Annotated in this window: 20 protein-coding genes; 15 read left to right on the plus strand and 5 right to left on the minus strand. The window is 49.1% G+C overall.

Going from position 1 to position 21,421, the window contains the following annotated elements; genetic code table 11:
- The first annotated feature begins 247 nt into the window (after positions 1-247).
- Positions 248-520, plus strand: a complete 273-nt coding sequence (gene hbs, locus ACJJIJ_RS04515) for a non-specific DNA-binding protein Hbs (RefSeq protein WP_067086576.1) — start codon at positions 248-250, stop codon at positions 518-520.
- A gap of 119 nt (positions 521-639) precedes the next feature.
- Positions 640-2,523: a SurA N-terminal domain-containing protein gene (locus ACJJIJ_RS04520; protein WP_444938750.1), complete on the plus strand. Its 1,884-nt coding sequence runs from the start codon at positions 640-642 to the stop codon at positions 2,521-2,523.
- A 93-nt stretch (positions 2,524-2,616) separates the two neighbouring features.
- Here ACJJIJ_RS04520 and ACJJIJ_RS04525 read toward each other — a convergent pair whose 3' ends face one another.
- Together ACJJIJ_RS04525 and gloB are read right to left on the minus strand one after the other, a co-directional pair.
- Positions 2,617-4,173 (minus strand): LysM peptidoglycan-binding domain-containing protein, encoded by a 1,557-nt coding sequence (locus ACJJIJ_RS04525; protein WP_444938751.1) that lies wholly within the window; start codon positions 4,171-4,173, stop codon positions 2,617-2,619.
- Between the two features lie 203 nt (positions 4,174-4,376).
- The gene (gene gloB, locus ACJJIJ_RS04530; RefSeq protein WP_252085384.1) at positions 4,377-5,159 is read right to left on the minus strand and encodes a hydroxyacylglutathione hydrolase; all 783 of its coding nucleotides are present in this window, start codon (positions 5,157-5,159) and stop codon (positions 4,377-4,379) included.
- A 223-nt stretch (positions 5,160-5,382) separates the two neighbouring features.
- Here gloB and ACJJIJ_RS04535 point away from each other — a divergent pair, with 223 nt between their 5' ends.
- Genes ACJJIJ_RS04535 through dnaQ form a run of 3 tightly spaced genes read left to right on the plus strand, consistent with a single transcriptional unit; the run spans position 5,383 to position 7,401 of the window.
- Positions 5,383-6,171: a class I SAM-dependent methyltransferase gene (locus tag ACJJIJ_RS04535; RefSeq protein WP_444938752.1), complete on the plus strand. Its 789-nt coding sequence runs from the start codon at positions 5,383-5,385 to the stop codon at positions 6,169-6,171.
- Between the two features lie 50 nt (positions 6,172-6,221).
- On the plus strand, positions 6,222-6,653 hold the full coding sequence (gene rnhA / locus ACJJIJ_RS04540) for a ribonuclease HI (RefSeq protein WP_252085386.1): 432 nt from the start codon (positions 6,222-6,224) through the stop codon (positions 6,651-6,653).
- A gap of 19 nt (positions 6,654-6,672) precedes the next feature.
- Entirely contained in the window at positions 6,673-7,401 is a 729-nt protein-coding gene (gene dnaQ, locus ACJJIJ_RS04545; protein WP_444938753.1) for a DNA polymerase III subunit epsilon, read from the plus strand.
- 113 nt (positions 7,402-7,514) lie between these two features.
- On the opposite strand, the gene nhaB is transcribed toward dnaQ, so the two are convergent.
- Positions 7,515-9,050 (minus strand): sodium/proton antiporter NhaB, encoded by a 1,536-nt coding sequence (gene nhaB, locus ACJJIJ_RS04550; RefSeq protein WP_444939564.1) that lies wholly within the window; start codon positions 9,048-9,050, stop codon positions 7,515-7,517.
- A 374-nt stretch (positions 9,051-9,424) separates the two neighbouring features.
- Between nhaB and ACJJIJ_RS04555 the strand changes: the two genes are divergently transcribed.
- The 6 genes from ACJJIJ_RS04555 to ACJJIJ_RS04580 all read left to right on the plus strand — a co-directional run bounded on the left by ACJJIJ_RS04555 (position 9,425) and on the right by ACJJIJ_RS04580 (position 16,361).
- The gene (locus ACJJIJ_RS04555) at positions 9,425-11,134 is read left to right on the plus strand and encodes a FimL-related protein (RefSeq protein ID WP_252085389.1); all 1,710 of its coding nucleotides are present in this window, start codon (positions 9,425-9,427) and stop codon (positions 11,132-11,134) included.
- A 20-nt stretch (positions 11,135-11,154) separates the two neighbouring features.
- A complete protein-coding gene (gene nudC / locus ACJJIJ_RS04560; protein WP_444885409.1) occupies positions 11,155-11,970 on the plus strand; it encodes an NAD(+) diphosphatase in 816 nt (271 codons plus the stop codon).
- 45 nt (positions 11,971-12,015) lie between these two features.
- Positions 12,016-12,666 carry a cation/multidrug efflux pump gene (locus ACJJIJ_RS04565; RefSeq protein ID WP_444938754.1) on the plus strand — a complete coding sequence of 217 codons (651 nt, stop codon included), beginning with the start codon at positions 12,016-12,018 and terminating at the stop codon, positions 12,664-12,666.
- 47 nt (positions 12,667-12,713) lie between these two features.
- Entirely contained in the window at positions 12,714-13,859 is a 1,146-nt protein-coding gene (sohB, locus tag ACJJIJ_RS04570; protein WP_444938755.1) for a protease SohB, read from the plus strand.
- A 54-nt stretch (positions 13,860-13,913) separates the two neighbouring features.
- A complete protein-coding gene (locus tag ACJJIJ_RS04575; RefSeq protein ID WP_252085393.1) occupies positions 13,914-14,927 on the plus strand; it encodes a YhdH/YhfP family quinone oxidoreductase in 1,014 nt (337 codons plus the stop codon).
- Positions 14,928-15,095: 168 nt separating this feature from the next.
- Positions 15,096-16,361 (plus strand): patatin-like phospholipase family protein, encoded by a 1,266-nt coding sequence (locus tag ACJJIJ_RS04580; RefSeq protein WP_444938756.1) that lies wholly within the window; start codon positions 15,096-15,098, stop codon positions 16,359-16,361.
- A 101-nt stretch (positions 16,362-16,462) separates the two neighbouring features.
- On the opposite strand, the gene ACJJIJ_RS04585 is transcribed toward ACJJIJ_RS04580, so the two are convergent.
- Positions 16,463-17,203: a pseudouridine synthase gene (locus ACJJIJ_RS04585; protein WP_444938757.1), complete on the minus strand. Its 741-nt coding sequence runs from the start codon at positions 17,201-17,203 to the stop codon at positions 16,463-16,465.
- A 499-nt stretch (positions 17,204-17,702) separates the two neighbouring features.
- Between ACJJIJ_RS04585 and ACJJIJ_RS04590 the strand changes: the two genes are divergently transcribed.
- Both ACJJIJ_RS04590 and ACJJIJ_RS04595 read left to right on the plus strand, forming a co-directional pair.
- Complete coding sequence (locus ACJJIJ_RS04590; RefSeq protein WP_444938758.1) at positions 17,703-18,866, plus strand: RtcB family protein; 1,164 nt, start codon at positions 17,703-17,705, stop codon at positions 18,864-18,866.
- A 133-nt stretch (positions 18,867-18,999) separates the two neighbouring features.
- Positions 19,000-19,224, plus strand: coding sequence for a hypothetical protein (locus ACJJIJ_RS04595; RefSeq protein WP_252085397.1), 225 nt, complete (start codon positions 19,000-19,002; stop codon positions 19,222-19,224).
- Here the strand turns inward: ACJJIJ_RS04595 and ACJJIJ_RS04600 are convergent.
- Positions 19,221-19,616 (minus strand): YchJ family protein, encoded by a 396-nt coding sequence (locus tag ACJJIJ_RS04600; protein ID WP_252085398.1) that lies wholly within the window; start codon positions 19,614-19,616, stop codon positions 19,221-19,223. The genes ACJJIJ_RS04595 and ACJJIJ_RS04600 overlap by 4 nt on opposite strands.
- Before the next feature lie 172 nt (positions 19,617-19,788).
- Here ACJJIJ_RS04600 and ACJJIJ_RS04605 point away from each other — a divergent pair, with 172 nt between their 5' ends.
- Together ACJJIJ_RS04605 and ACJJIJ_RS04610 are read left to right on the plus strand one after the other, a co-directional pair.
- A complete protein-coding gene (locus tag ACJJIJ_RS04605) occupies positions 19,789-20,316 on the plus strand; it encodes a TetR/AcrR family transcriptional regulator (RefSeq protein ID WP_252085399.1) in 528 nt (175 codons plus the stop codon).
- A gap of 34 nt (positions 20,317-20,350) precedes the next feature.
- Positions 20,351-21,415, plus strand: a complete 1,065-nt coding sequence (locus tag ACJJIJ_RS04610) for an efflux RND transporter periplasmic adaptor subunit (RefSeq protein WP_252085400.1) — start codon at positions 20,351-20,353, stop codon at positions 21,413-21,415.
- Positions 21,416-21,421 lie beyond the last annotated feature (6 nt).

The raw sequence follows: 21,421 nt of genomic DNA on the forward strand, positions 1-21,421 counted from the left end.
GGTGACAACTGTCACCCCGTAACAATTTACAAGACCAAAATCTAACCACAAAATTGATTTTTGTTACCTGAGGTTTGTCTTACCGGCCGGAAACCCGCATGGTTCCTTGACCCGCTACCGGGCAGTTGGTATAAAACGGGCCTTATTTGGCCGGCGCTAAAATTGCCGGTGGTTAGAAAGTTACGAGAAGGGATGCCTTGCCTGAGGGCATGCCCTAAACATATTTAAAAGAACAGAGGGATTAAGCGTGAATAAGTCCGAACTGATTGAAGCTATTGCTGAGTCTGCAGATATTCCTAAAGCTGCAGCTGGCCGTGCTTTGGACGCAATGGTTGACAGCATTACTGATGCGCTTAAAAAAGGCGATCAGGTTGCCTTGGTGGGCTTTGGTACTTTTGCAGTAAAAGAGCGTGCAGCCCGCACTGGCCGCAACCCACGCACTGGCGACCCGATTGAAATTGCAGCGGCAAAAATTCCTAACTTCAAGGCCGGTAAAGCCCTGAAAGACGCCGTAAACTAAGTTTCGGTGAACTTCGAAACCTTGTAAAAGTCGAAGTGCAAAGAGGCGTGTCAATTTCGATACGCCTTTTTTGTATCTGCTAACAGTTGAACAATTAGAGTGAAAATTCGGAGCTGAGCATGCTTCAGTCCATGCGCGATAACCTGAAGGGAACGGCAGCCATTATTGTTGCGGCATTCTTTGGGTTCATTATGGTCATTGGGGGAATCGATTTTTTTACCGGTGCCAGTGGTGGTGCCACCGACGCGGTCGCCGAGGTCAATGGTGAAAAAATCACTAATATGGATTTGCAGCGGGCCATACAAAACCGCCGCAGTATGATCATGAGCCAATACGGAGAGGATGTTCCGGCGGACTTGATCAGTGATGAGCAGCTGCGTGAACCGGTTTTACGCCAATTGATTTCCACTTCAGTCATGCGCCAGGCTGCTCAGGAGAGTGGTATGGTAATGAGTACCGCTGCGGTTAATAAGGCGATTACCGATATTCCGGCCTTCCAGGTCAACGGTACCTTTAACACCCAGCTATATCGTGATGCTTTACGCCGTATGGGGTATAGCACAGCTAGTTTCCCGCAAATTGTTGAGGGCGATCTGTCTTTGCAACAATATGCGGATAGCGTTACTGCCAGTGCCTTTACCACCAAGGAAGACGCTGAGCAGATAGTTGCAGCCTCTATGGAAGAGCGCGACTTTTCCTACGTTGTGTTGCCTGTGCAGGAGTTATTGGCCTCTACAGACGTTAGTGATGCTGAAGTTGAGCAGTATTACCAAGCCAACCAGAGTCAATACCAGCGGCCTGAGCAGGTAGCGGTTGAGTATATCGAGCTGACTCCGGAGGTTTTTGCCTCCAACATTGATATCTCTGAAGAGGATGTTCGCGCTCAATATGACCTGGAGCTTGCTAATTTTGGTTCTGATCTTCGCCGTCGTGCAGCGCATATTCTTTTGGAAGATGCAGATCAGGAAAAATTGAATGAAATTCAGGTGAAACTCGACGCCGGTGAAGATTTTGCTGAACTGGCCAAAAGTTACTCGGAGGATATTGGTTCCCGTGATGAAGGGGGAGACCTCGGTTTCACTACTGGCGATGTATTCCCGCAAGCTTTTGAAGAGGCCCTTGCTTCTCTGGAAGTTGGGCAGGTTTCTGCTCCAGTTACCACTGATAGTGGCACTCATTTTATTAAGCTCTTAGAAGTGGAAGAGAGTGAGCCGCCGGTTTTTGAAGAGCGTAAGAGCGCTATTGAAAATCAGTTGCGTACTGCGGCAGCGGAAAGAGAGTTTCTGGATGCCCTGAGTCGCTTGGCAGATCTGGCCTACAATGCTGAAAGCTTGGCAGGCCCGGCTGAGGAATTAGGGGTATCCTTACAAACCAGCGGCCTTTTCTCTCGCTCAAATGCTAGTGGGGTACTGGCTAATGGCCAGGTAGTAGAGGCTGCTTTTTCTCCAGAGGTGATGGAGGACGGCAATACCTCTGATGTGCTGAATCTCAATAATGAGCATTCTGTCGTATTGCGAGTGACAGACTCCAAACCTGCAGGTATTTACCCGCTGGAAGAGGTGCGCGAGCAGATTGTTGACGTTCTGAAGCGTGACAAGGCGAGCGCTCAGCTTGCCCAAAAGGCGGAAAGCTTGAAAGAAAGTTTGGCATCTGGCGGTGATTTTGCCGAGCTGGCCCAGGAGCAGGGCTTGACCCTGGAGGCTAGTGATAAGACTCGTCGAGGTGGTTTCGGTGAGCGCGCTGAGATCAATAGTAAAGCTTTCTCTATGCCTGTGCCTACGGCAGGTTCTGAGGAGTTGGCTGTTTTTGCAGTGAGCAACGGCAACCAGATTGTTTTGGCATTGCGTGATGTGCGTCCAGGCGACCTCTCCCAGCAGAGTAAGGAGCAGCGCCGAGCCTTGATGCAGCAGTTAGCATCAGTGAATGGTGGTGCAGAATTGGCTGCAATTCGCCGTTACCTGTCTGATCAGGCCAAAGTGGAGCTTAGTTCTACAGGCGAATAGCAGGTAAGCCTGTATAGGCCGGTCAATTTGGCCAATAAAAAACCCGGCTTTTGCCGGGTTTTTTATTGCGGTTAATAGCGTTTGGAAAAAAGATTAGCTGTTATGTGCACTATCGACGAAGAGAGTTAAACGCTGGCCGGGTTGTAGATATTTCGACTTGGGAATTTTGTTCCAGCGTAAAATATCGTCGATTTTGATACTGAACTTATTGGCAATTCGGTAGAGGGAGTCTCCGTTTCTTACCTTGTATGAGAGTTTGCGAGTGGTACGGTTGCTGCTACCTGAATCCCCATTGTAGGCAACCAGTGTCCGGCCTGGGCGAAGGGTGTCCCCTGGAGCCATGCTATTCCAATGAGCGAGCTCCTTGACGCTCACTTTCAGTTTGCGCGAGATGGCCCAAAGGCTGTCACCGGGTTGTACTGTGTAGCTCGACCTCTGCCCTTGGTGAGTAGCTTGGCGCTGTTTCACTCTCTGGTCTACGGTGTACGCATACTGGCCCTCTGGACCAGAGGCGCTAGGGATAAGTAGGGTTTTACCCGCGCGAATATTGTTATTTCGCAGCTTGTTGGCTTCACGAATGGCTGAGATGGTTGTCTGATAGCGCCGCGCGATGGTAGAAAGCGTATCTCCGCGGGCGATAGTATAGCGCTCCCAGGTTACGCGTTGCTCTACGGGCAGTTCTTCCAAGGCCGACTCAAAGCGCTCTAGGCTTTCTACTGGAATAAGCAGGTGGTGATTGCCATTGGGGTCAGTGGCCCATCGGTTAAACCCGGGGTTGAGTAGGTAAAGCTCATCTAACTCGATTTGAGCAAGCTCTGCGGCTTGGGAAAGATCTATCTGGCTGCCAACATTGACGCGGGCATAGTAGGGTTCGTTAGCGACTTCGTGTAGAGGTACCTTGTAATGCTCTGGGCGGGATACTACCTCAGCAAGTGCTAGAAGCTGTGGTACATAGCGCTTTGTTTCGCGTGGTAACTTGATTTCCCAGAAAGAAGTTCCTTGTCCTCTGCGGCGGTTGCGCTCTATTGAGCGACGCACAGTTCCTTCCCCAGCATTGTAAGCTGCTAGAGTAAGCTCCCAGTCGCCATCAAAACGCTCGAATAAGTATTTGAAGTATTTTACGGCTGCGCGGGTCGATTCATGTACATCTCGGCGTCCGTCATACCACCAATTTTGCTGGAGGCCGAAAGAGCGACCGGTTGCGGGGATAAATTGCCACATTCCGGAGGCTTGTGCATGCGAGTAAGCAAAGGGATCGTAGGCGCTCTCCACTATAGGCAATAAGGCGAGCTCAAGAGGCATATTTGCCTGCTCTAACTCCTCTGCAACATGAAAGATATAGCGGCGAGACCTCTCTGTAACCCGCGACATATAGCCTTCATTACGAGAGAAATAAGCGATGTAATCCTGCACTTTCGGATCTTCAGTGCGGTGATTGAGGCGAAATCCCCGGCGCAGGCGCTCCCAGATATCTGTAGGGGGCGGGGTTGCTTCCGTGGAAATAGGGGAAGATATCTCAAGGTTATTTGCAGGGCTGGTTTCTTGCGTCTGCTGACTTTCGCTATCGGGAGATGAGCCAGTCTCAGGTATTTGCGAGCAAGCTCCAACCGTAGCGGCCAGCAATGCTGCGGCAAAATTCTTGTGAACCATGTTTGATATCCGCGAGTAATTCTTTTAATTCCCACTCAGCTCGCGCGAAGGCGCTTATTTTTTGCTAACACTGAGCATTGGATCATAGCCTTCTGATTCTAATTAGTGGGAATAGTTTCGGTCAATGTAGATGGATAAAAAACAGACAGTATTTGAGGGCGCTAAGCTGCTGGTCATGACTTATGGCGTTATGGCCACCTCTATTAGAAATGGTCTTTCCAGTCGCGAAGGCTGGAAAATATTTCAACTTCACTGAGCTCTTCGGGCGTTTCCCGCCCCAGATGATGGGCACCACTTTGAGCAACCTCTGGAAATTGGCAGCGCAAGAAAGGGTTTGTTGCCAGTTCCTCGGAAATGCTGCTAGGCAGGGTCGGCTCGCCGGATTGCCGCAAGGTTTGGGTGTGGGCTAGTCGTTCACTAACCGCAGTATTTCCAGGTTCTACAGTATGGGCAAACCGGAGGTTACTGAGCGTGTATTCATGGGCACAGTAAACAAGGGTATGTTTTGGTAGTTTGGTTAGCATTTGTAGGGAATTGAGCATCTGCTTTGGGGTTCCCTCAAATATGCGGCCACAGCCGGCGGCAAAAAGTGTATCACCACAAAATAGATGAGGCTGCCGACTGCCGCTGGCAGATTCCTCTTTCAGAATTATCGCTAAGTGGTCCAGGGTGTGGCCGGGAATACCCCGGACTTCAGTTGGTAGTCCTAACAGTAAAAATGTATCCCCGTCGGCAATTGGATTGGTTACTCCTTTGATGGATTCGGGGCCGAACACTGGGCATTCATAATGCTTGTGCAGTGTTTTGATGCCGCCTGTATGATCATAATGATGATGAGTAATTAAAATGCCACTTAGGGGGGCTTCCCCTAAGGTCTTGATTACCGGCTCGGCTTCACCGGGATCGACGACCCAGTGCTCACCATCCTTCTCAAGATGCCAGATATAGTTGTCATTTAATGCGGGAATAGGGGTTACGGAGAGCATATTTGTTCTGCCTGCCAACTCAATGCCGGAACGATATCATGGATATTAACCGAAAGGTGTAGAGGAGTGTGCTTGCCTAGCAGCAAGCTTTCTGTAGTGTCTCGTAAATGAATGATCGACATGATGTTAAACTGCATAGCATTTAGAGCTAACCACCGTAAAGGATGGCTACGGGAGTGCAGGATAATCAATTTGATTTCTGCCTGGTTCTTAAGGAGAGTGAATGACTGATAAGTCCAGATCTCGTGAGTCGATAGAGTCATCGCTATTGCGCAAAGCCAGTCCGGCCCTTTCTCACTGGTTTTCAAGTAGTCTAGGGCAGGAGATTCTTTCTCAGCAATTGGCGCTGACCCAGCCTTTGGTTGAAGGATTCTTTGGTTACCATCTATTGCAGGCGGGGGTTACTGATGCCGTAGATTTTGCCGCTTCTAGCCGTATTAATCATTGCTTTCGCTTGGCGGTTTGCCCGGAGCAGCAAGGGTCGGCTATTGTAGAGATGGAACACCTGCCACTCCCCTCTGAGTCAATTGATGTGGTCCTTTTACATCATTTGCTGGACTTTTCCACTCATCCCCATCAAATTTTGCGTGAAGCGGCGCGAGTACTGATACCTGGCGGTCACATGCTGCTAGTGGGGTTCAATCCCTTTTCTTTGTTGGGTCTATCACGCCTGTTATTTTCACGTGGAGCCTATCAAAAAGGCAATCAATTGAGGGCAGCCAGGATTGCTGACTGGATGAACCTACTGGATCTCCAGGCTGAACAGATGCATCGAGGCTTCTTCCGTCTGCCTTTACAGCAACGTGAGCTACTCGCTAAGTCGGCCTGGATGGAGAGGCTCGCTAACCGCCTGCGCTTGCCTTGGGGTGGCTTTTACATCATAGTCGCGCGCAAAGAAGTGGCGCGGGTGCGGACAATCAAGATAGATTGGCGTGCTGAGCGTAAGCCTGCCCTGGTAGCAACACCTACAAGTCCCCGTGTCGCTGCACGGGGAAAACATCAGAAGCGATAGCTCTGGGGGAGTCTCCAGAAGCTGATTTACTCCTATTTCTGGCACTGATTTTGAAGCAAATTACTATCTACACAGATGGCGCCTGTCGTGGCAACCCGGGTCCAGGTGGCTGGGGAGCTCTACTGGTTTACGGAGAGCATGAAAAAGAGTTATGTGGAGGGGAGTCCCATACCACCAATAACCGTATGGAGCTGATGGCTGCGATCAAGGCATTGGAAGCCCTGAAGCAGCCCTGTGAGGTTGAATTACATACCGATTCCCAATATCTAAGGCAGGGGATCACTGGTTGGATCAATAACTGGAAAAAGAATGGTTGGAAGACGGCGAGTAAAAAGCCAGTAAAAAATGCCGATCTCTGGCGTCAGTTGGATGAAGGCGTTGCCAGGCATCAGGTCGAGTGGCACTGGGTGAAGGGCCATGCTGGCCACCCTGGAAATGAGCGGGCTGACCAGTTAGCCAATCGTGGTATAGATGAGCTGTAATTCTGACGGGGAGTGAGTTATGCGCCAGGTTGTACTGGACACCGAAACTACCGGCCTAGATCCCAAGAATGGCCACCGAATTATTGAAATAGGCTGTGTGGAGCTTGAAAACCGTAAGCTTACAGGGCGTCATTATCATCAATATATAAACCCTCAGCGGCAGGTTGATGATGGGGCGATTGAAGTTCACGGTATCACCAACGAGTTCCTTGCGGATAAGCCCGTTTTTGCGCAGATCGCCGACGAATTTATGGCTTTCTGCGAGGGTGCTGAGCTCGTTATTCACAACGCCCCGTTTGATGTTGGCTTTATAAATGCCGAGCTAAAGTTGTTGGGCAGTCCACGCTGGCAGCATGTGAATGCTCATTGCAGTGTGTTGGATACTCTGGCCCTTGCGCGAGAAAAGCATCCTGGTCAAAAGAACAACCTGGATGCGTTGTGTAAACGTTATTTCGTCGACAATTCACAGCGAGATCTGCATGGCGCTCTGCTAGATGCGGAGATACTTGCCGACGTCTACCTGATGATGACTGGAGGCCAAACCGATTTGGGGTTGGCTCAGGGGGGTGATGGGCAAAGCTCTGAGGAGAGTGAGCAGGCAAAGGGGGAGAGTGTATCATCGGTAATTCGCAGGCTTCCGCAGAATCGGCCCTCTCTCAGGGTAATCCAGGCTTCGGGACATGAGCAGGAAGCGCACCTGTCTATGCTTGAGCTTTTGCAGAAATCTGCTGGGAAGCACTTATGGTAAGCAATAAAAAAGCCCGCTAAGCGGGCTTTTTTATTGCTGGTTACTCTTCTTATCGTTGGGTCATAGCTTTGGGGCTGCCGGCTAATACTGGGTATTTGCCGGCGAATTATTCTCTAGAGAGTGTAAATCACACAAAACAGAGCTACAGCACTGAGTACTAATGTATAGGGTAGGGCCATAATCACCATGCGGCCGTAGGATAGGCGGATGAGGGGCGCAAGGGCCGACGTCAGAAGAAATAAGAATGCCGCCTGCCCATTAGGTGTGGCAACACTCGGTAAGTTGGTGCCAGTATTGATGGCAATAGCTAGTTTGTCGAAGTGCTCCCGAGTTATATCGCCAGCAACGAGAGCCGATTTAACTTCATTGATATATACGGTGGCGACAAACACGTTATCACTGATCATGGATAGAATACCGTTGGCAACAAACAGTAAAGCCGGTTGTTGTTCAGGCTTTTGCGATAGTACGAAGTGAGTCACGGGTTCAAATAGGTGTTGTTGATGAATGACTGCAACAATCGCGAAGAACACAACTAAAAGTGCAGTAAAAGGCAGTGCTTCTTCAAAGGCATGGCCGATACGAGCTTCTTGAACCACCCCATTAAAGGCCGTTAGCAATACAATAATCATCAGGCCAATCATGCCAACTTCTGCAACGTGGAAGGCCAGGGCGAATACTAGAACTAGTGCAACAATACCCTGTACCCAGAGCTCAGCAACCTGGGCGCTGGTACGTTTGCTTTCTTCTTCCTTGGAGAAGTTTACTAAAACTTCCCTAACCGCTAGGGGAAGCTGTACGCCGTAACCGAATACCTTGGTTTTTTCCAAGACTACGCAAGTTATTAGTCCGGCAAACAGGGTGGGGATGGTCACTGGAGCCATTTGTAGGAAAAACTGCACAAATTCCCATCCGGCTTTCTCGGCAATGAGGAGATTTTGCGGCTCGCCCACTAAGGTACATACTCCGCCGAGTGCGGTGCCGACAGCGCCGTGCATGATCAGGCTGCGCAAGTAGGCCCGGAACTGATCTAAATCCTCACGGTGATACTCGACCACATGCTCATCGTTGGAGTGATCGTGACTATGGTGGTGATGGGGTTGTTGTGATGCAACCCGGTGGTATACCGAATAAAAGCCAACAGCAACGGCAATCAAAACAGCTGTTACGGTAAGTGCATCCAAAAAGGCGGAAAGCACAGCTGCCACTGCACAGAACAATAGTGACAATAGGCTTTTAGAATTTACATGAATAAGGATCTTGGTGAAGACAAATAGTAACAGGCTCTTCATAAAGTAGATGCCTGCCACCATAAACATTAGCAACAAGATAACTTCTATATTCTCTACTACCTCGTGGTAAACCGCATCAGTACTGGTCATGCCCATCAACACGGCTTCGATTGCAAGCAGTCCGCCTGGTTGCAATGGGTAGCATTTTAAAGCCATGGCCAGGGTAAAAATAAATTCCCCGATTAGCACCCAGCCGGTGATGAAGGGGCCGCTGACATAGAGTAGGAGAGGGTTTAAAAGTAGGAAGGCGGCGATGGTTAATTTGTACCAGTCCGGAGCCTCACCGAGAAAATTATCTGCAAAAGCCCGGCCAAAACCGCTTCCAGACGCGGTAATTGCATTGTTGTAGGTGTTCATCATTTACTTCCATGGTTTACCCAGTTAAGGGCCAAATTGGAGTGTTGGAATTGATTGGCGAGAATAGCAGTGATGTGCCTACTCCCCTGTCTCTTCCCCTTGCGGCAAAGCTGTTAATTTTTGTACTGGTTGTTTTTTGTGCGCAAGAACAAAATGCGTACAGACGCAAATATCAAAATAGCAAACGCTACTGGGTTTTCCGGAAAATTCAAGTAATTTAGGGCTGTCTGCCTTATTGCCGGGGGTTTTGTCGAATATTCGGTGGAATTTGTCTGCGGAAAGGTGGACTCTTTTCGCTATTGGTATAAATTGCCGTTTATTAGGCCTACTCCACAGGAGTTGGTTGTTTTTTGTTCGGTTACAGGAAGAATGTAGTGGTGCAGGCAAAAAGTGAATTGCGCAAGATCAACATCACTTCTGTCAATGTAGTCAAGGACGAGCTGGTTGTTGCAATAGACAATGCCGCCGCTCACCTGGATAAGTTTGCAGCAGATACCACCCAGAAACAGTCTTTGGAGCAGTGTGTCGCTGTTCTTAGGCAAGTGAGTGGAGTGCTGCAAATGGTGCAACTCCATGCGGGTGAATTGCTAGCGCAGGAAAAGATCGCCGCTTTGACCGAGGTGCTGGAGGGGCGCCAACAGCCCACAGAAGAGCTGATGGAAGCCTTGGGTACGGGTTTTTATGTGCTGGGTCGTTATCTTGACTTCGTGCAAAACCGAGCGATTGCGCGCCCAGAGCTGTTAATACCTTTTATTAACAATTTACGTGCGGCGCGTTCCGAGCCTCCTGTGCCAGAGAGTCACTTTTTTAGCTGTAATCTAAGTGCTTCGATACCTGGCCTGGGGGCTTCGGCGGTAATGTCCGAAGACCTTCGCAGTTTTGTGCGCAGGTTTCGTCATATGTACCAAGTTGGTTTATTGGCGCTGTTGCGTGGAAAGCCTAGGGGGCCCGCTTTCACGATGATGGCGCGAGCACTAGAGCGTATTGCCAGTATTACCACAGGCCGCCCCAATGGGCGCCTATGGCTGGTAGCTGGAGCCGCACTTGGCGGCATGGCTGCGGCTGAAATGCGGATCAGCCGTTCGCGGGTGATGGTTTTCAGTATGTTTGACCGCTGGCTGCGTGCATTACAGAAAGAGTGTGATACGGCCCTGGATCAACCGGCTCCGCCAATTCTTTTAAAAGAATGTATCTATTGGCTGGCTCTTTCACGCCCTGATAAAAGTGGAGAGAAACTGCTTGAAGCTTTTTCTGCGGAGGAACTCGAATACACTGAGGATGAACTGGAAAGAGAGCGCGCAAGCCTCGGCGGCCCTGGTGCAACGGCTATTGCTGCAGTTGCGGGTGCCCTTGATGAAGAATTGTCTAGTGTGCGGAGAATGCTTGATGACATCGAGATGATTGGGGTATCGGGTATTGATGAGGATGATGGCCTGACTACTACCCTGCAAAAGGTTGCCGGCACCTTACAAATGCTCAATTTCAGACGGATTGGGGAGAGCCTGCGTAATGCCATAGCCGAATACCAGAGCGAAGCAGGTGCTGGTGGCTCCGTTGCGGATGCAGCGTTGCAAAAGCTCACAGGCCAAGTGCTAATGGTAGATAGTACTGTACGGGCGCTAAAGCAAAGCACCAGTATTGATCTTGATGAGTACGGTCATGCGGATATTGCATTTGAGTGCAGCCAGCTGGCCGAGGCCGAGGTGGCAGTACTTAAAGAGGCGGAAGCGGGCCTTGCCCTCATCAAGCGAGCGCTGGCTGCCTATGCAGACTCTGGTTTTGATCACGGGCATATCCGCAATGTTTCCACCACTTTAAATTCCGTTCGAGGGGGGCTGATTGTGCTCAACCTCCGCCGTGCCGCAGCCGTGGTTGAAGGTTTGCTGAACTTTGTTGAAAGCTCGGTGGATAGGCATGATGCGGCCCCTGAGGTGGAGCAGCTGCTGGATATCTTTGCCGATGCGATTATTAGCCTGGAATACTACCTAGGCGAAGTAAAGCTACATCGCCAGGCAGATGTTCAATCTCTGAATCTTGCAGTGGAGAGCTTGGCAGCGCTAGGTTGTCCTGTTGAAACGGCCTAACTTGAGAAAGGAGTCACTTTTTGGTTGATCGCTTTGAGCCTGCCGCAAATGTTTGGGAGGCTCCCGAGTTCTCCCAGCAAATTATTGTAGCGGAGGGCCTGGTTCTCTGTAGTGGAGACCGGTTCATTCACGAGGTGGATCAATTGCCACCTACTACTGCTATCTCAAGCCACTATCTCGGTGAGCTGGGAGGTCGCAGTTGCGGTGTTAGAGTACTTTCAGCTCAGTTTGAGATTCATGGGCATGACTGGCGTAACCTGCGTAGTCTGCTTACTTCGACAGAGGAGTATCTATTTGCTTTAGCTGGCCGAGCTCTGCAGGTAGCTTATTGGGATCGAGATCACCGCTTTTGCGGCCGCTGCGGCACAGAAACCCATTACCATTCTCTAGACAGGGCCAGGACCTGCCCAAATTGTCAGTTGACGGTTTACCCAAGAATTTCTCCTTGCGTAATCATGTTGGTCACCCGTGGGGAGGAGTGCCTACTCGCTCGCCATGCCAATCGAAGAAATATCACCTATACCGCGCTGGCTGGATTTATTGAGCCAGGTGAAAGTGCAGAGCAGGCTTTAAGGCGAGAAGTCCGAGAGGAAGTTGGACTTGAGGTGGGAAAACTCAGGTACGTCGGTAGCCAACCCTGGCCTTTTCCGGGGCAGTTGATGTTGGGATATCTGGCAGAGTGGCAGGGGGGGGAGCTATGCCCCGATCCAAATGAGATTGAGGAGGCTCAGTGGTTCCACTATCGTTCGCTGCCAGCTATTCCGCCAGTGCAAACTTTATCTGGACAGTTGATTCATACGTTTTCCAATTTATTGGCAGGCGGATTGAAGCTGTAGACCTTCCGTTTTTAAGGAATTGGCAGAGAGGAGTTAAGTATCATCATGTATATCGTGATCACCTTCCTAATAGCGGTAGTGGCTCTGTTCCTCGTCTTTTGGGGAGCGAGGGTACTATTGAGTGGCTCTTGGGTGATGGGTTTTTTACGCGGCTCTGTAGGGCTGGTTTCCTTTGGTTTGGCCCTTTGGATCGTTTTGGTTGCTGCGGATGTATACAGTTATCGAAATCTAGGTAATGAGCATAGCGTTGGCGTTGTGTCATTTAAAAAGATCGCGGAGCAGCAGTTTGAAGTGAAGTTTTCTGATGCCGATGGTATTTCGCAAAAATTTGAGTTGTATGGAGATCAGTGGCAATTGGATGCCCGTATGCTGAAGTGGCAAGGCCCATTGATACGCTGGGGTATCGAGCCAGCTTATCGCCTGGATCGCCTGAGCGGTCGTTATCTTACCTTGCAAGACGAAAGAGTACGCGAACGCTCTGTGCATCAAATTGATGGCACCAATTATGGGGTTGATATTTGGCAGTTTGTACGAGGGTTTGATAAAAATCTTCCTTTCGTTGATGCCGTCTACGGGAGCGCAACCTTTTTGCCCATGGAGGATGGTGCAGTTTATGAGGTGCGTATCAGTCACAGCGGCTTGTTGGCGCGACCATTAAATCAGCAGGCGACCACTGCCTTGGATGGTTGGCAGTAGGGCGGCTAAATAATTTTTAATTTGCATGGCAGCAATCTGGAGTATAAGTGGAATTTTTAATTGAATACGGCCTGTTCTTGGCAAAAATAGTAACTGTTATCGTTGCTCTGATGGTGTTGATAGGTTTTATTTTTGCTAATCGAGAGCAGCTTAAAGAGAGGGTGCAGGGACACATCAGTGTTACTCGATTGAATGACCGCTACGAACAGTTTAAAGAAACTCTGCTCGAAGCCGTTATGGAAAAACACGAGTTTAATCAGCGTAAAAAGCAGCTGGTAAAGGATAAGAAAGCTGAGGAAAAAGCCCTGGCTAAAAAGCATAAAGCGGCGGCCAAAGAGAAAACCTCCAAAGAAGGCAATCTAGGGGGTGAGACGAAAGAGCCACAAGCTGATGCCCGTGAGGCAGAGAAAATCTCGGATTCGACAGATGAGCGCAAGCGTATTTTTGTCACCCACTTTAATGGCGACATCAAAGCCAGTGAGCTTTCGCGTTTGCGGGAGGAAATTACTGCAATTCTTCAAGTTGCAGAGGCTGGTGATGAGGTGCTGCTCTGTTTGGAAAGCCCCGGAGGAATGGTGGCCAACTATGGTCTGGCCGCAAGCCAGTTGGCACGTGTACGTAGTGCGGGCATTCAGCTCACTATTGCAGTGGATAAAGTGGCGGCAAGTGGCGGCTATATGATGGCCTGCGTGGCAGACAGAATTCTTGCCGCACCTTTTGCAATGCTGGGCTCTATCGGTGTTTTGGCGCAGCTGCCTAACTTTAATCGCTTGCTAAAGCGTCACGATGTGGATTATGAGCTTTTCACTGCGGGTGAGTTCAAGCGCACAGTAACCATGTTTGGAGAAAATACTGAAGAGGGACGTGAGAAGTTCCAGAGTGATCTGGAGGAAATACATGTACTTTTCCAGCACTTTATCAGTGAGTACCGCCCCAACTTGGATGTTGCCAAGGTTGCGACAGGAGAAGTTTGGTTTGGGCAAAAGGCTCTGACAATGGGCCTTGTGGATGAGCTGAAAACATCTGATGAGTACCTGACAGATTGTGCTAAACATGCTGACCTGTTTCAGGTGGAATACAAAGAGAAGAAAAATATCGCCAAGAAAATGGGGTTGGCTGCTGAGGCCGGGGTAGAGTCGGCCCTGACACGTCTATTCTCAAGATTGAGCGCATGGCGTCATCACGCCCAGTAAGAGATGTCGACAAGGGCAATTTATAGGGAAGTTTGTCATTAGGATAAAGCAGGCATGAATAGTTCTCAGGAAAGGGAGTTTCGGGCCATTAGGGTGGAAGAGGTGGCCGCTGGAAAATTTGATCAACTACTGGTGAAGCGACATCTCCGAGATTTGCCCAGTAACCCCTTGTTGCTTAGAGTTTCCTATTCCTCTCTGAACTACAAGGATGCTATGTCTGCATTTGGAAACCGCAGTATTACCAGAGAGTACCCGCACACTCCAGGGATTGATGCCGTAGGCTCAGTGCTCGAAGACCAAAGTGGTAAATTCACGCCAGGAACTGAACTCTTAGTCACAGGTTATGATTTAGGCATGAATACCCCAGGCGGCTTGGCGGAGGTTACTGCTGTTCCCTCTGAGTGGGCTCTACCGCTTCCAGAGGGGCTCAGCGCCAGGGAATCTATGGCGCTTGGTACTGCTGGGTTAACCGCTGCCCTCTGTGTGGACCGGCTATTGGAGGCTGGAGCCATGCCAGAAGATGGTGAAGTATTGGTCAGCGGTGCTACTGGCGGAGTCGGGTCAATTGCGGTGGCGCTGCTGGCAAAGTTGGGCTTTCGAGTAGCTGCGGTGACCGGGAAACTTGAAGCGGCAGACTTTCTCGCTGAATTGGGTGCTTGGAAGGTACTTGACCGAGATACTTTAGCGCCATTTGCCAACAAGGCCATGGCTAAACCCTTATGGGCTTGGGCTGTAGATACAGTAGGCGGGGAAACCCTTTTTAATGTGGTTAAATCCCTAGCATACGGTGGTGGTGTAGCGGCATGTGGTATGGCTTCGGGCGCACAGTTTCATGCAAATGTATTCCCTTTTATTTTGCGAGGTATCAGTCTGCTGGGTGTTGATAGTGTAGAGCTGCCAGTAGAAAAGAAAGCTGCGGTTTGGCAAAAGCTAGCTGGCCCATGGTATATCGGCGATAAGCTAAAACTTATTGCGGAAGATATATCACTTGAACAGGCACCGGAATTTCTGGCACGGTTACACCGAGGCCATGGCATCGGCCGTTATGTCGTTAATATGGCACTTTAGATTTCTTGAGTATTTCAGAGTTTATTTGGAGGAAAAATTACAGCTGAACAGGCGATTGACAGTCATCTGCCTCTTTATATAAGTAATGGTGTTTGTCTGTGCCTGTGCTTTTCAATAGCCTTATAGCCAGTAGCGTGATTTATAGCCTGTTTCTGTTGGAAGATGACAGTGTCTCAAGGTAACGAAAAGTCCCTGATTCCGGTGCAGAACAGCGCGTTAGTGCTTTCGGGTGGTGGCGCCCGTGCTGCTTATCAGGCCGGGGTTCTCAAAGCCCTAGCAGAAGTTGTGCCCGAAGATAACCCGCGCCCTTTTAAAATTATTTGCGGCACATCTGCTGGCGCAATGAATGCCATGATGCTGGCCGCTCACCCAGGTACATTTAAAGAAGCGATCGAGAGTATGTGCTCGGTGTGGATGAACCTGAGTGTGGAGCGGGTGTACCGCACTAGCTGGTTTAGCTTAATTAGTAATTTATTGTCTATTAGCCGTTCGCTGTTTAATCAGGGTGTTGGGCGAGAAAAACCCCTTGCACTTCTCGATAATTCTCCCTTGCGTCAGCTTTTACTGGATGTAATTAATTTCGATAATATCCAAAAAAATATCGACGCAGGCCATCTACACGCAACTTGCATTAATGCGCTTTCATATAGTGAGGGCGAGTCGGTGAGCTTTTATCAAGCTGCGGATGGTGTGAGAGGTTGGCAGCGTTTTCGCCGGTTTGGAGTTTCCACCCGCTTGACGGTGGATCACCTGCTCGCCTCATCTGCAATCCCCGCAATTTTTCCTGCAGTAAAAATCGACGATATTTACTACTGCGATGGTGCAATTCGTCAAATGGCTCCCATCAGCCCGGCCTTACACCTTGGAGCTAAGCGTGTCTTTATCGTAGGTGTTTCCGATAACCGCTCTCCAGTTCACTGGGGTAGTCGGCGTAGCAATAATCAGGTCCATTCTCCCTCAATGGCCCAGATTACTGCTCAGTGGTTCAATGCTGCTTTTATTGATAGCTTGGAAGGGGATTTGGAACATTTGGATAGGGTTAATACCTTACTGGATTCTGTGGAAGAAGATAAATTTGCCGATCTCTCTCCTCTTCGGCCAGTAGAATCCGTGGTTATTGAACCATCGCAGAGTCTCGCCAGATTGGGAGGGAGAAAACTAAAGTATCTACCGCCGGCGTTGCGTTGGTTATTTCGCTCCACAGGTGCGACGCGGTCTGGAGGCGGAGTCTCCGCGGCAAGTTACTTGCTTTTTGAGCGGCCCTATATTGAGGAGTTGATTGAGCTTGGCTACCAGGATGCAATGTGGGAGAAAGATAAATTGCGCTATTTCTTGAGGCCTCAGCCCAAACTTGAGGTGGAGCGAAGAGGCCTCTTTGGTTCACGTAAAAAGAGTATCGAGGATCAGCTTGGGCAGGGAGATGTTTCGCCGTAATTTGGACTGCCTGCTAACGATTTGAATTAAGTGTGATTTCTATTTAGGATATCTCGCTCGAACTCAGTGTTTCTTGGTTTTCTAATTTTATTCCCTTTGCTTCAGTGGTTGAGTGCATCAGACCAGCCAAATGTCTGCAGAAGCTTCATGAACTTTCCTCGTGGTTCGGCCTGTAATACTAATAATTTTTGACTGGCTGGGTGCTGTAATTCTAATTTTACGGCATGTAGTAGCAGTCTCCCACAATTAAACTGCTGAGAAAAAAAATGGTTGTGGGAAGATTTTCCATATTTGGGGCAACCAATTAAGGGGTGGTGAATATGCTTGAAGTGTCTGCGGATTTGATGTCGGCGACCAGTTTTCAGCTGAATTTCTACCAGTGAATATCGGCTGGTGGGATAGCGATCCACCTCATAAGGTAGTTCTATGGTGGCGAGCCGCTGAAAGAGGGTGATGGCCTCCTGGCGGTGAAGCTCTGACTTGGGGCGTTTCCTCTGGTGTTTAAAGTCTGCTACCGGTGGGAGTGGGTAATCAATGGTCTCCTGTTCGGGGCAGTATCCGCGGCAAACAGCAAGATATTTCTTTAGGGAGCCCTTACCTTCCAGTTGATGTTGGAGCTGAGCGGCGACCGCACTGCTTTTGCCAAAAATAATAACTCCAGATGTAGGCTTATCTAGTCTGTGAACTGGGTATAAATGATAATCACTTAGATTGCGGAGGTGCTGCAGGAGGATACGTGTCTCGTGACGGTCTATCTCGGAACGGTGAACAAGCCAGCCTTCAGGCTTATAAGCGGCAAGTAGGTGTTCGTCCTCATAGATAATCTCTGGTTCACAACTCATGGTTTGATCTGATACAGGCTCATATGTCGGCTACTTAGTGTATTGCCGAAGCGTGGTGATTGCATATAAAAAATGCCTCAGTTAATTGGTTATTAATACCTGATAGTAACTTGTTGAGAAAAAATACTAAAAAGTAGTTTAAATTTAGGTTGACTTATTACGGCTAGGCAATAAAATTTGTCACATAGTTTGTTGTCGGCATGAGTTGCTTAAAGCTGGCATTTTTATTAGTTATTTCTTGATTGACGTGGAACGCAGCCACGAAGGAGCCATGAAATGCGAAATGTGGATATTAACAACCTGTTTTTTTGATCGCTTTTCATGTGCATCTGCTTGAAAAGTGATTGAGCTTTTCAAGCCAGAATTCTCTAGAGCCCTGGCATTTGCCGGGGCTTTTTTGTTTGGGGCTTTGGAGAGCTTTTAATGATTTATTGGATCAATCCAAGGACTCTATATACCTGTAAAAATTGTGCTAAATAAAAATGCACAGCAAGGTAGTGTGCCGGTAAAAATATATACCGATGAAATCGAGCCGCAGGCCTTGCAGCAGCTAAAAAATATTGCTCAGTTACCAATTGTACACTCCCATGTTGCGGCAATGCCGGATGTACATTTAGGAAAAGGGGCAACCGTTGGTTCTGTGATCCCAACAGTAAATGCGGTAATCCCATCAGCGGTAGGGGTGGATATTGGCTGCGGAATGAATGCAGTGCGAACTTCGTTACATGCCCATCAGTTGCCTGACAACCTGAAAGCATTGCGGGAGGCCATTGAGGTGAAAGTACCCATTGGACAGGGTCGTCACAAGATGATCAGTGCCAGGGAATCTGCCTGCAAACTTTTAGCTCCCGGTGTGGATAGGTTGTTTGAAAAACATCCTGGGCTACTAAAAAGACTGCATCAGCCACAGAAAACTTGGGTTACCCAGATGGGGACCCTGGGTGGCGGCAATCATTTTATTGAAATTTGTCTGGATGAAAATAATGCGGTTTGGGTGATGCTGCACTCAGGCAGTCGAGGTGTTGGCAATGCTATTGGACAGCACTTTATCCAGTTGGCTCGAAAGGATATGGCAGGACATATACGTAATCTGCCAGATAAAGATTTGGCTTACTTTTCCGAAGGTAACCACCATCTTGATGATTACATCGAGGCGGTAAGCTGGGCCCAGGAGTACGCTAGAGTTAATCGGGAAGAAATGATGAAGTTGGTTTTGAATTGTCTCAAAAATCATCTGCCAAAATTTACGCTCACCAGTGAGGCAATCAATTGTCATCACAATTATGTAATGCGCGAACGCCATTTTGAGCAGGATATTTTTATTACCCGTAAAGGGGCGATCAGTGCGAAAAAAGATCAGCTGGGAATTATTCCAGGCTCAATAGGAGCCAAGTCCTATATTGTGCGTGGACGTGGTATTGCCGAATCATTCCACTCATGCGCTCATGGAGCTGGCCGCAAAATGAGTCGTAGCGCAGCGCGCCAGAGGTTTACCAGGCAGGATCTTGAAGAGCAGACTAGGGGTGTTCAATGCCGTAAAGATAAGGGAGTGATTGATGAAATTCCGGCGGCCTATAAAGATATAGATCAAGTTATGGATAATCAGTCAGACCTTGTCGAAGTGGAGCATACCCTGCGTCAGGTAATATGTATTAAGGGGTAGACTTCTAGTTTGTAGCAGTTTTGAAAAGGAGTTATTTGATGTGGCATAAGCCGGTTACTTGGCTGAGACTAGCAGGAAAATACCTTAGCTGTTGGCACTTAGCTGCCAAAATTTTCGACAAAGGAGAATGTATATGAAAAAAAATCCACCTAAGGGGAGTGGGAAATTTCGCAATTATATCGCGCGTAATCCACTTATGGGGAAGGGTGGTGCGCACGTTAAAGCAAAGTCAGGAAAACGTTTTTTAAATAAACAAAAAATGAGGAAGGAGGTGCGGGAGTGGAGGGGCTCCCGCGATACTTACTCTCTTGTAGTTGCAGTTCGTTTTATTTTGCCACTGACTCTTGCCGGTTTTTAGGTTCTGCCTTCTTCAGGCCATTCGGGGAGCGCTTCCAGATACACCCACTTTTTTTTGTAGAGTTTGAACAGGGATACTTCATGAATTACATGTTCCTGCTCATTTTCTGAATACCACGCCTTAAACTCTACCACCGATCTCTTCAGGCCAGCTTTGCTTTTAATAACCTCCAGTCTCGTCCACTGGGTCTCCAGGTCCTCCTGGCGAAGATCTGGATAGGTGTCTGGATGCCAAGTTTTGCGCAGATAGGCCAGGTTTCCCATCGCATAAGCGCAATAACGGCTGCGCATCAGGTTCTCTGCAGTATTGGGATAGGCTTGCCCAGAGAGGAAGAGGTTGCAACAGCTCTGAAATTTCTTACCTGAGCCGCAGGGGCAGGCGTGATCCGTCATAAGTAACTCCGTAATCGGGGGCGCTGACTTTCACTGGTTAGGTCAGCGCGTTTCGTAAACACTTTTTAACCTTGCTTGACGGTGACAGAGGGTAGCATAGCTTGATCTTTTGCTGAGGAGCGTTAAGATACCGACCAGCCGGTTGGTTTGTTGGGTAATCCCGGGAGGTCATGTGTCCAGAGTCGATAAATCTGCCATTGTCCGTGCTGCCGAAGAGGTGGTGCGAGAGAAGGGGGCACGCAAGCTCACTCTCGATGCAGTGGCTACCCAGTGCGGGTTAAGTAAGGGTGGTTTAATTCATCACTTCAGAACCAAACAGTCTCTTCTCAAAGCGATGTTGGAGGCAGCGATTGCCAGGGAAGATGCCAGTGCTGAAGCTTGCACCAAAGCTGGCGGTGACTTGTTGACCTCTCGGCTGAGTTCCATTTTTGAACTAATGGAAGATGATGAAGGCTTGCCCCGTTCATTGATTGCAGCAGTAGCCGAAGATCCGGCGCTCCTGGAACCAGTTAAGGTTAAGGAGGCTGAATTGCGCAGTGAAATCTCCCAAACCTACAAAGACCCCGAGTTTGCACAGCTGTTGATTCTCGCAGCCCAAGGTATGTTCTTTGGGCGTGTGTTGGGTGTGGTGGAGCCAGAAGATCCGATGCTCACCCGTTTACGCGAACGTTTGTTGATGCTTTCTGCAGATCTCACCTGATTTTTTTCTTAAACACGCTTTTTGGATGACGAATATGAAATTGTCGGTAAGTTCTCGTGCCCCACTAGCCCTGCTTATGGCAGCGGTGGTCATTCTTGCGGGTTGCTCCGGCTCGGAGAAAGAAGAGCAACGTGCTGAGCGGTTGTGGCCGGTGAAAGTGGCCACCGTTCAGAGCACCAATAAAGTGGCAGATCGCCAATTTGCAGGCAGGGTAAAAGCTGTGCAGAGCGTGGACCTTTCTTTTCAGGTTGGCGGTAAGCTCGATAAGCTAAATCTTCGAGAGGGCGAAATCATTCCTAAAGGCACTTTGATTGCCGAGCTTGACGATCGCGATTACCGACGCCGGGTAAAGGAAGCCCGGGTAAATGTAGAGCTTCTGGAGAAAACATTGAATCGACAGCGCTCACTGGCAAGTTCCAAAGTGATTTCCCAGCAGCAGCTCGATGAAACCGAGAGTAACTTTGACCTTGCCAAAGTAACCCTGGAAAGAGCGGAACAGGATTTAGCTTATACCAAGCTGACGGTTCCCTTTGATGCGTTGGCAACACGGCAGCTTGTCGAGAATTACACTAACGTTCAGCCAGGCCAGCCCATTGTGCGCTTACAGAATATTTCTGAGGTGCGTATACAAATTTCTGTGCCGGAAAAAATGTTGGCTACTGTCAACGAAGAGCAAATAAGCTCAGTGTTAGCGGAGTTTGAGTTTCTTCCGGGTGAGCAGTTTGCTTTGCAATACCGTGAACACCAAGCGGAAGCCGACAGTGTAACCCAGACCTACGCGGTGGAACTGGGGATGCCGCGACCGCAGAATGTTCAGATCCTTCCTGGTATGACTGCCCGAGTGACGGTCAAAATGAAAGAGGGCAGCGGAGATTTTTGGATTCCTCTGGCGGCGGTGCAGAGCAATAGTGAGGGGAAACCCTATGTCTGGCAAATTAATGAAGATCAATCGGTTTCCAAGGTTCAGGTGGCTCTTGGCCGTACCAATGGTGAAGCCGTACAGATCACTAAGGGCTTGTCAGCAGCGATGAAGTTGGTAGCTGCGGGCGGTCAGCATCTCTATGACGGTGCAAAAGTTCGCAATTATGTACAGCACTAGTTTTTT

Source organism: Microbulbifer mixtoriginis (SeqCode), assembly GCF_052467945.1.

Coding starts and splice junctions, on each gene's coding strand:
- ACJJIJ_RS04520 (WP_444938750.1), top strand. CDS start 640: ATGCTTCAGTCCATGCGCGATAACCTGAAGGGAACGGCAGCCATTATT.
- ACJJIJ_RS04525 (WP_444938751.1), bottom strand. CDS start 4,173: ATGGTTCACAAGAATTTTGCCGCAGCATTGCTGGCCGCTACGGTTGGA.
- gloB (WP_252085384.1), bottom strand. CDS start 5,159: ATGCTCTCCGTAACCCCTATTCCCGCATTAAATGACAACTATATCTGG.
- ACJJIJ_RS04535 (WP_444938752.1), top strand. CDS start 5,383: ATGACTGATAAGTCCAGATCTCGTGAGTCGATAGAGTCATCGCTATTG.
- dnaQ (WP_444938753.1), top strand. CDS start 6,673: ATGCGCCAGGTTGTACTGGACACCGAAACTACCGGCCTAGATCCCAAG.
- nhaB (WP_444939564.1), bottom strand. CDS start 9,050: ATGAACACCTACAACAATGCAATTACCGCGTCTGGAAGCGGTTTTGGC.
- ACJJIJ_RS04565 (WP_444938754.1), top strand. CDS start 12,016: ATGTATATCGTGATCACCTTCCTAATAGCGGTAGTGGCTCTGTTCCTC.
- ACJJIJ_RS04575 (WP_252085393.1), top strand. CDS start 13,914: ATGAATAGTTCTCAGGAAAGGGAGTTTCGGGCCATTAGGGTGGAAGAG.
- ACJJIJ_RS04585 (WP_444938757.1), bottom strand. CDS start 17,203: ATGAGTTGTGAACCAGAGATTATCTATGAGGACGAACACCTACTTGCC.
- ACJJIJ_RS04595 (WP_252085397.1), top strand. CDS start 19,000: ATGAAAAAAAATCCACCTAAGGGGAGTGGGAAATTTCGCAATTATATC.
- ACJJIJ_RS04600 (WP_252085398.1), bottom strand. CDS start 19,616: ATGACGGATCACGCCTGCCCCTGCGGCTCAGGTAAGAAATTTCAGAGC.
- ACJJIJ_RS04610 (WP_252085400.1), top strand. CDS start 20,351: ATGAAATTGTCGGTAAGTTCTCGTGCCCCACTAGCCCTGCTTATGGCA.